Origin of the sequence: Winogradskyella sp. ECml5-4 (genome assembly GCF_036903175.1) — a bacterium.
Lineage (GTDB): Bacteria > Bacteroidota > Bacteroidia > Flavobacteriales > Flavobacteriaceae > Winogradskyella > Winogradskyella damuponensis.
This window is the reverse complement of sequence record NZ_JAYJLF010000004.1, coordinates 83,118-92,631: the sequence shown is the minus strand read 5'-3', so window position 1 is coordinate 92,631 and position 9,514 is coordinate 83,118. Positions and strand designations below refer to the sequence as shown.

Annotated in this window: 6 protein-coding genes; 2 read left to right on the top strand and 4 right to left on the bottom strand. The window is 32.7% G+C overall.

The window, feature by feature from the left end; all coding sequences use genetic code 11:
* Positions 1-1,289 precede the first annotated feature (1,289 nt).
* Positions 1,290-1,733 (top strand): hypothetical protein, encoded by a 444-nt coding sequence (locus VDP25_RS04825; protein ID WP_334467417.1) that lies wholly within the window; start codon positions 1,290-1,292, stop codon positions 1,731-1,733.
* A 34-nt stretch (positions 1,734-1,767) separates the two neighbouring features.
* Here VDP25_RS04825 and VDP25_RS04820 read toward each other — a convergent pair whose 3' ends face one another.
* The 3 genes from VDP25_RS04820 to VDP25_RS04810 form a co-directional block, all read right to left on the bottom strand.
* Positions 1,768-2,130 carry a hypothetical protein gene (locus VDP25_RS04820; RefSeq protein WP_334467415.1) on the bottom strand — a complete coding sequence of 121 codons (363 nt, stop codon included), beginning with the start codon at positions 2,128-2,130 and terminating at the stop codon, positions 1,768-1,770.
* Positions 2,131-2,346: 216 nt separating this feature from the next.
* The gene (locus tag VDP25_RS04815; RefSeq protein ID WP_334467413.1) at positions 2,347-3,012 is read right to left on the bottom strand and encodes a DNA-binding response regulator; all 666 of its coding nucleotides are present in this window, start codon (positions 3,010-3,012) and stop codon (positions 2,347-2,349) included.
* A 1-nt stretch (position 3,013) separates the two neighbouring features.
* Positions 3,014-4,636, bottom strand: a complete 1,623-nt coding sequence (locus VDP25_RS04810) for a tetratricopeptide repeat-containing sensor histidine kinase (protein WP_334467411.1) — start codon at positions 4,634-4,636, stop codon at positions 3,014-3,016.
* 564 nt (positions 4,637-5,200) lie between these two features.
* Between VDP25_RS04810 and VDP25_RS04805 the strand changes: the two genes are divergently transcribed.
* On the top strand, positions 5,201-7,912 hold the full coding sequence (locus VDP25_RS04805) for a LamG-like jellyroll fold domain-containing protein (RefSeq protein ID WP_334467410.1): 2,712 nt from the start codon (positions 5,201-5,203) through the stop codon (positions 7,910-7,912).
* Positions 7,913-7,971: 59 nt separating this feature from the next.
* On the opposite strand, the gene hisS is transcribed toward VDP25_RS04805, so the two are convergent.
* Complete coding sequence (hisS, locus tag VDP25_RS04800; protein WP_334467409.1) at positions 7,972-9,354, bottom strand: histidine--tRNA ligase; 1,383 nt, start codon at positions 9,352-9,354, stop codon at positions 7,972-7,974.
* Positions 9,355-9,514: the final 160 nt, after the last annotated feature.

Below are 9,514 nucleotides of genomic sequence, written 5' to 3'. Positions count from 1 at the left end.
TTTATTGCGGTTTTATTGCGGTTTTATTGCGGTTTTATTGCGGTTTTATTGCGGTTTTATTGCGGTTTTATTGCGGTTTTATTGCGGTTTTATTGCGGTTTTATTGCGGTTTTATTGCGTAAATATTTTAGTTTCATTGGTTAGTTACAAGCATATTATTGCGTTTTTATTAAAATTTTATTATCAATTTAAATAACTAATCACACGCATACTAAGCCCGACTAAGAACCGAAACAACCTGTTACCATAAACTTATTTTCTCTCTTAATTGACAAATACCCTTCACAAACCTCTTCACATTTCAATTCTAAATTTTAACCCACTCACAATAAAAACTTCAAATAAAATTTTATAAATTTGAGTCATATTATTTTTAACAAAAAGTGAACACGAAACCGAACACGTTTTGGAACACGATTAAGAACACGGTATTTTTTTAATAATTTGATTATCAGTGATTTAAAATTTTTAAATTTCTTCAAATTAAAATTCATAACCCAGAGGTCACGAGTTCAAATCTCGTTCTCGCTACAACAGTAAAAGTCTAGTACGAAAGTGCTAGACTTTTTTTATGCGTTGTGCTGAAGCTAGCTTCAAAGCGCATAAGTATAAAAAAAGGCCAATGCAATGCCCTAGCATTGTAGACTTTTACTATTGTACAGCTCACCCGCGAAGATTCACTGAAAGTAAATCAAAAAATATATAAAGCGCAAAAGCATAAAAAAAAAACCTCAACAATGCCCTAGCATTGCAGACTTTTACTATTGTACAGCTCACCTTGCGAAGATTCACTGAAAGTAAATCAAAAAACATATAAACCATTAAAGCATAAAAAAAGGCCAATGCAATGCCCTAGCATTGTAGACTTTTACTATTGTACAGCTCACCCGCGAAGATTCACTGAAAGTAAATCAAAAAATATATAAAGCACAAAAGCATAAAAAAAGGCCATAACAATGCCCTAGCATTGCAGACTTTTACTATTGTACAGCTCACCTTGCGAAGATTCACTGAAAGTAAATCAAATCATTTAGAAATCGTTAAAGCATAAAAAAAGGCCAATGCAATGCCCTAGCATTGCAGACTTTTACTATTGTAAAGCTCACACTGCGAAGATTCAGCGAAGCTAAATCGAGCACAAATAAAAAGCCAATAGCGGTGCTCCAGCACAACTAATATTCCCCATCATATAACTCAACCATACCTAAATGATTAATATTTAAACGATTTAAGTTAAAGTCATGAAATTTATACCACTATATTTAAATTGAATTTTAAATAGTAATCTTATGAAAACAACATATCCCTTTTTAGCCTTAGCACTATTGACGCTTTCTTTTTCTTGTAAAAATGAAACCTCAAAAGAAAGCATAGACACTAGAAACCCAATGAACGAAGAACTTACCGATACCAGAAATTATGAAAAGGACGGCAATTTTGAAGAAGACGTTTATACCTACGAGGAAAAAACCGGTGACATAGACCAAAACTGGAATCTAAACAACCCAGAACGACAAATGCGTTTATTTGCGCAATTTGAAATGAGTGATGATCAACAACAACGTTATGAAACGGCACTCGCCAATTGGATGGATTCCAATACAGGAACCCCTTATAAAAACCTTTCGGCTAACGACCGTATCAACGCAGAAGCTAATATCTTAGAGACTATCCTAGATAAAGAACAGTTTAACCGTTATAAGCAATGGGCTAATGCTAATGACAAACGTTAGTTACGCCCTTGCGAGGACACAGAACAAAGCAATCTCAATTAAGCAACTCAAGCTGTTCGGCTCCAACCCTATAACAACGTTCCTCTCCAAGATACAACGGATTACCATGCTTCTCAGACCAAAAGCCATTTAATAAGTCCTTAGTAATGCATTTATAGACCACAACCCCTTTATAAGTAAGATCATCATCACCTTTATAATTAAAATTAATAACCAAAATGTTGTCCTTATAAAAACCAGTACCAAATTGCTCTTGATTATTATTAATTAACCACTTTGCCTCTATTCTGTTGTGTTCATTTAAGGCTAATTCTAATGTGCCTTTGTAAGCTATGCCGTTTTCGTCTTGGTTGCTTCCTATGATGTTGTAGGTGCCTGGTAATTCGTTTATAGTCATTTGGTGTTTTTGTGTCGTTTGTTTGGGTTTTATCCACTATATAAAAAGAAACGTTTTATAAATATACTTCTAAAGAATATAAAAATAAAAAGTGCACATTTAAAAATGTGCACTCTACCCTCTTCCTTAGAATAATATATTAATAGCAAATAACAATGTGCCGTAAAATTAAAAATGATTTATCTAATTACCTTACGGTTTTCCATAATCGGAAAATTAAATAAGCCCTAAGTCTTTTACAATGGCCACTAAATGTATGGCATTATTAGCTTTAAACTGCACTCTAAGTTTATTTAAATGTTTTTCTACAGAACTTAAACTGCTTGGAGATATCTCATGATGCTTTAGAAACTTACTAATTTCTTCTTGAGATAAACCATTAGAAAGTTGTTTTAGCAATACAATGTCGTAGTCTCTTATTTCTAAGTCAGTACTAGGACTCAAAGCGTGCTCTATTTGTGGTGAAATGTAAATACTGTCATTGTAAACCGATTGAATAGCTGCCTTTAACTCATTAAGACCTTGTCGGCCTTTACATACATAAGCATTAGCCTTATGTGTTTGAATTAAAGTTCTTACCCTTTGCAAACGATCCTCTACTGAATACACAATAATCTTTAACTCAGGATATTCTTGTTTTAATTGTTTTACCAAAGCTTCACCAGAAGCATAAGTTTGAGATCTATGGTCTGTTTTAAAAGACAAATCTGTAATTAACAAATGATAGGGCTCTGCTATTTGATACGCACTTTTAACTTTTAAATAAGCATCATCACAGTACTGTACTTGTGTTACATCTGTAATGCCAAGGCCTTCTAAAACCGTGCCCACACCTTTATTGATACTCCCTAAATCATCGGATATTAATACTTTTGAAAACATATTAAATTATAACTTGTGCTTTAAAGCCTTTATTAATTTCTGAATCAAAAGTAATTGATCCGTTGATAGATTCTATACGGTTTTCCGCATTTTGCAAACCATCGCTTTTAATAATGTTACTACCAACACCATTATCTTTATAGTCAATCGTTATTTTTTTATGGGTTTGACTAAAGTCTAAAACAACAATAGAGGCTTTACTATGTTTACGCATATTGGTCATTAACTCTTGTAAGACCCTGTAAAGAATTATTTTTTTTATATCAGACAAGCCATTCCAGTTAATGTTCGAACTGTTTTTAGTAATCACATTAACAGCCTTGGTTCTATAGCTCGATAGTAAATCTAAAATTTGCGTATTAAAATTACCCTTCACATCTATAACACTATTTTCTTTTGAAATATCTCTTGTTCTAACATAAATATCTTCTAAATCGTCTAAAAGATCTTCATTTACATGCTCGCTATTCTGAAGTTTAGTCATTACATGATAAACGTCATTAGCGACTTCATCATGCACTTTTTTAGAAATACGAGTTTCTGTATTATAGACTTGTTGTAATTTTTCTTTTTTGTACTTATCATTAAGTTTAAGCACTACAAATACAGTTAATAGTATTACAAAGCCTGCTATAGATTGAACAACCAGACGTTTAAATTTCTCTTTCTTCTTTAAAATTTCATTTTCATCTGCACGTTTTTTCTCTTTAAAAAATTCATACTTACTTGATGCAAACTGATTTTTAAACACCTGATTTGCCAAATTAATACTATCATTCAATGTCTTAAACCTAATAACCTCCTCATCATTCTTCAATGTCATTTTAAACCCTAAAACATGAGCTTCATAATATTTATTTCCACTAGTCTTGGCCAAGGTTAACGCCTTATCCGTATATGCTAGTGCCTGACTTTTCTGATTTCTATCACTATAATACTCCGCTAGATGTAAGTAACTGGTAATTAATCCTGAATATGATTCTACAGCTTTTCTCATACCCAATCCTTTTTCTAAATTGCCTAAAGCTTCAGGATGATCAATTTTGGATTGCGCGTAACCCAAATTATCATACAGCCTGGCAACTTTAGTTTTAGATTCATTTTCAATACTAAAATCTAAAACACTCAAATAATCCGCTATAGCATCTTTATACCGCTCTAGCTTAAGATAAACATTAGCACGGTTTTTTATAACCGAACTCTTAGTATTAAAAACATCTGCAATAGCAATGGCCTTATTATAATAATTTAAAGACAAGTCATTGTTTTCTAATTTCTCATTAATAAGTCCTAAATGATTATACAATGCTGCTCGAGATTCATTTTCTAAAGAATCCTTTATACTAGAATGGTCTAACAGTTTTAGAGCTTCAACGGCATAATTCTCACTTTCATGTAAAAGTCCTTTTTTCCTAAGAGCAATAGAAATTAAACGCAAATCATATATAGCACCAATAGTATCTAATCGTTCTAATTTAGCATCTTTAGAATTTAAATAGAATCTAAACCCTTTTGTTAAATCCGAAATATTTTTGGGTTTTAAAATTAAACGCCTGTAGTCTGTAGTGTCTTCTTGTTGTTGTCCGTAACAATTTTGATTAGCGCTAATGCTGAATAATAACATTAGGAGAAGGCAAAAAAAAAGAGAAGAAATTTTAGTTGAAATCATTCCCCTAAAATAATAATAAATTTAATATTAACTAGTCCTACCTACTGATGGAGTTGCAGAATAGAGATGAAGTAATAGAAGCATAATATCTTCTCTTTTTTTCAATATGCTTATGGTTCTGTTTTCATCTACCAACCTCTAAAAGTTAGATAAAAAAGAATGCTAAACTGAAAAAAAAACAAAACAGTTACATCTATTTTTTACTTTATATAGAATTATAAATCCCATATCGTATAACTACATGAAATTAAACATAAATCCATCAATTTAAAACGGAAACATCAAGTAACATTTACAAATACAGGCGAGACAATACAAAAAACACGACTCATTTAGTCTACCAGAACAAGGCTTAAAACGGCAAAAACTCACAAAAACTACATTTAATCGGATTTATTTGCATTTTATAGATAAAAATATTATGTTTGTCGAATAATTTAGTCCCAAACTAAATAAATTTAACCACTTATGGATCGTGTTCATATTATATTGAAGCGCTTTACATTATGCTTATTGCTTATGTATGCGTTTAACGCTTTCTCTTACAACACTTTAATTACAGATAATAAGATATCTGAATATGAAGATTGTAACGACAAAGACAATAATTCGGATTTTACAGATACTTTTAATACAACAAGTATATCATCTGAACCACCTGTAGATATAGACGGAAAATTCCAGCTTTATTTTGACGGTGTTGATGATTATGTTGAAGACGCCTCACTATTAAGCGGATGGCAAGAAGTATCATTAATGGCATGGGTAAAAATTGATCCCTCAGGTCCAGTAATTCAAACTATAGTTGGTCAAGATAATTTTTCTTTACTTTTAGTATTTAACCAGTTGGTTGTTAAAGCTAACGGTACCTCTTTAATCTTGCCTTTGCCACTACCAACCAATCAATGGATTCATATTAGCGCAACATATAGTAATATTGAAAACAGACTAAAACTATACGTCAATGGTGAAGAAGTAAATAACATTTACCTTAACGGCGGCCCTCTTAATACAGATAGCACACCATTTTATGTTGGGAGAAGATATTACGGACCAGATGAATGGCATTTTAAAGGACATATAGACGAAGTAAGACTTTTTAACAAAGCGCTTTCTAATGAACAAATCCAAAAAATAGTATACCAAGAAATTGAAAATAATGGCAATGTTCGCGGTACAGAAATCCCCATAAATATCAGTAGCTTATCTTGGTCTAATCTCATTAGATATTACCGTTTTGATAGTTATAGAGGAAATATTACAGACAACTTAACTACGCCAGCTATTGACACAGGTACAGGCGCAACACTCCACAACATTGCCACTAGTCAGATTGTACCTCAATCAGCACCAATGCCATTCGTTACACAACGTAGTGGCAGCTTAGATGCTGCAGTTGAAAATACGGCCGATGGAGTTAATGGAGATGATGTCATAACTTACGATTGGTCTATTGTTAGAGTAGAACACAATAATGTTACCTATAGTAGTAGACAAACGCATTTAGGTTTAATTATTAATGAAAACGATGCCAGTTCTAATCCCATAGAATATCATGTTACAAACGATTCAGAATTGAACGTATCTTGGTATTTAAAATTAGATGGCTTTATTGATCTCGAAGGCGAATCACAATTGGTACAAGGTGAAGATAGCATCCTCGATTCTGCAAGTATTGGTAAAATAGAACGTGACCAACAAGGCACTGCAGATACTTATACTTACAACTATTGGTCTTCTCCTGTTAAAATGCAAAATTCAGCATCAAATAATTTTAGGGTTATGGATGTCATGAAAGATGGTTCAGATCCTAACAACCCTATCAATATCAACTTTTCATCTTCTGGTTACGATGGTGCTGCAACTAGTCCTATTAAGATTGCTGACTATTGGATATGGAAATACGCCAATCTACCAACTAATACATATTCAGCATGGCAACATATTAGAAAAACAGGTACCATATTACCTGGTGAAGGATTTACCATGAAAGGCCCTGGGACCGGCTCAATTACTACACCACAAAATTATGTGTTTTCAGGTAAGCCAAACAATGGAGATATTAACCTTACATTGGCAGCTAACAATGATTATTTAGTAGGAAATCCATACCCTTCGGCTATAGATGCCCATGAATTTATTCGAGATAATGGTCCAACATTAGACTATGACAATACTCCAGTTCCAGACTCCACTCCTTTAATAAGTGGTACACTTTATTTTTGGAATCATTGGGGAGGAGGTTCTCATTATTTACAAGATTATCAAGGTGGATACGCTACTTACAACTTTTCTGGAGCAGTAGCTGCCGCTTATAAAGGTAGCAATCATCCAGACGTCGCTCCAGGAGGTGCACCTACAAAAAAACCAGGACGTTATATTCCTATTGGGCAAGCGTTCTTTGTTACTGGCGAAAACCCTGGTACTATTAATTTTAACAACGGGCAACGTGTCTTTAAAACAGAAGATAATTCTTCTGTATTTATAAGAAGTGCGTTTAACAATACAACTCCAACTAGTGAAACTAATAGTACTGATGATGGTGATGACAGAATGAAATTTAGAATAGGATTTAATTCCGTAAATACCATTCGTCGTCAATTATTATTAACCATAGACGATAATGCAACTCCAGGTGTTGATTGGGCTTATGATGGCAAATTAAACGAAACCCAAATAGATGATATGTTTTGGGTAATAAATACTGATGCTTATATCATTCAAGCCAGTAATGAAGCAGACATTAATACCACATACCCTTTAGGTATTAAAACAGATATGGATGGTATCAATTCAATAATGATTGATGCATTAGAAAATGTTCCTGACGATTTTAATGTGTATCTACATGACATGGAACTAGATGTCTATCACGATTTAAGAGCTAGTAATTACGATATTTTCTTAAATGAAGGAGAATATTTAGATCGTTTTGAAATTACATTTGGTACACCAGAACAAGTATTAGGTATTGATGATCAAATAGCAAGTCATATAGATGTATTATACTCAAATACTATTGAAAAAATTGTACTTGTTAATCCAAATCAATTACACGTAAAATCTATGACTTTGTATAATATGCTAGGTCAATCTGTTTACACAATTAACAACATAGCACAACGTAATTATTCAGAATATAAAATAAGTAATTTAAATGTTGGTACTTATATCATCAAATTACAAACCGAAACGGGTTCCTTAGTAACCAAAAAAGTATTAATAAAATAGTTGATTGTTTTTAGTTAGTGATTAGAAAAGTCTCAGTCTACTTAAAACTGAGGCTTTTCTTATTTTAACACCTCTAATAACTCATCAAAGGACAATTTATTTTGCGCTCCAGAATCCATATTTTTAAGCGTGAATAACTTAGCCTTGACTTCCTCTTCACCAACCAAAACTACAAACGGAATATTACGACGATTCGCATAATTCATTTGTTTTTTCATTTGCTTACCTGAAACTGCGGCATCTGGAAATAATTCTGCTTTTACATTAGCTTGTCGTAATTTAGTTACAGCATTCAAACTAAATAACGCTTCTTCATCGCCAAAATTAATAAAGAGTACTTTAGTAGATTCTGTAATGGTCGATGGAAATAATCCCAATTCCTCTAACACCAAATAAATACGATCTAAACCAAAGCTAATTCCTACTCCACTCATATCTTTAAGACCAAAGATTCCAGTCAAATCATCATAACGACCTCCACCACCAATAGAACCCATTTTTACTCCTTCTGGAGCTGAGACTTCAAAAATGGCTCCTGTATAATAATTTAGTCCTCTTGCTAAAGTAACATCAAGTTGAAGTTTTGCCGTTTTTAATTCTAAGTTGGAAATAGCAGTATTTATAAACTCAAGTTCTTCTATACCTTTTAATCCAATTTCAGAAGTATTTAAAATAGATTTTAAACTTTCAATCTGATTGCCAAAATCTCCTTTTAAAGTAAATAACGGTTGAAGCTTAGAAATACCATCTTCCGAAATACCTTTACTACGCATTTCGTCTTTTACTTTCTCCTCACCTATTTTATCTAACTTATCTAAAGCCACTGTAAAATCGATAAGTTTATCTTGCGCTCCAATAACTTCTGCAATACCTGATAAGATTTTACGGTTATTAATTTTAATCGTAACACCTTCTAATTTTAATGCCGAAAATACAGCATCATACAATTGTACAAACTCTACTTCTTGAAACAAGGATTTAGAACCTACAACATCGGCATCACACTGATAGAACTCTCTAAAACGTCCTTTTTGTGGACGGTCTGCACGCCAAACCGGTTGTATTTGGTAACGCTTAAAAGGGAATTCGATGTCGTTTTGGTGTTGTACAACGTATCTTGCAAAAGGGACTGTAAGATCGTAACGTAATGCCTTTTCTGAAATTTTAGAAGTTAGTATAGCTTCCGACTTAGACTTATAATCTTCATCTGAAATTTTTTTCAAAAACTCACCACTATTCAAAATCTTAAAAATCAAACGATCTCCTTCGTCTCCATATTTTCCCATTAAGGTCTCCGAGTTTTCAAAACTTGGAGTTTCAATAGGTTGAAATCCAAAAATTTGAAACTGTGCTTTTATCGTTTCCATGATATAAGAACGCTTTGCAACATCTTCTGCGTTAAAATCTCTTGTGCCTTTTGGTATGCTTGGTTTTTGTGCCATATTAATCTCCCACGAAAGTGGGAGTCTTTTTAAGTGAAACTCTATTTTATAAAAAAAAAACACTTCGACTATCCTCAGTGTGACTTCAGCCTTAAAACTATGAAGTTTCTAGGATGAAGTCACAAAAATATTATAATTTTTAGAGGTCTTACTAAGATAA

Bases quoted from the DNA above. Each gene is read 5' to 3' on its own strand.
- VDP25_RS04825 (WP_334467417.1), top strand. From the start codon at position 1,290: ATGAAAACAACATATCCCTTTTTAGCCTTAGCACTATTGACGCTTTCT.
- VDP25_RS04820 (WP_334467415.1), bottom strand. From the start codon at position 2,130: ATGACTATAAACGAATTACCAGGCACCTACAACATCATAGGAAGCAAC.
- VDP25_RS04815 (WP_334467413.1), bottom strand. From the start codon at position 3,012: ATGTTTTCAAAAGTATTAATATCCGATGATTTAGGGAGTATCAATAAA.
- VDP25_RS04810 (WP_334467411.1), bottom strand. From the start codon at position 4,636: ATGTTATTATTCAGCATTAGCGCTAATCAAAATTGTTACGGACAACAA.
- VDP25_RS04805 (WP_334467410.1), top strand. From the start codon at position 5,201: ATGTATGCGTTTAACGCTTTCTCTTACAACACTTTAATTACAGATAAT.
- hisS (WP_334467409.1), bottom strand. From the start codon at position 9,354: ATGGCACAAAAACCAAGCATACCAAAAGGCACAAGAGATTTTAACGCA.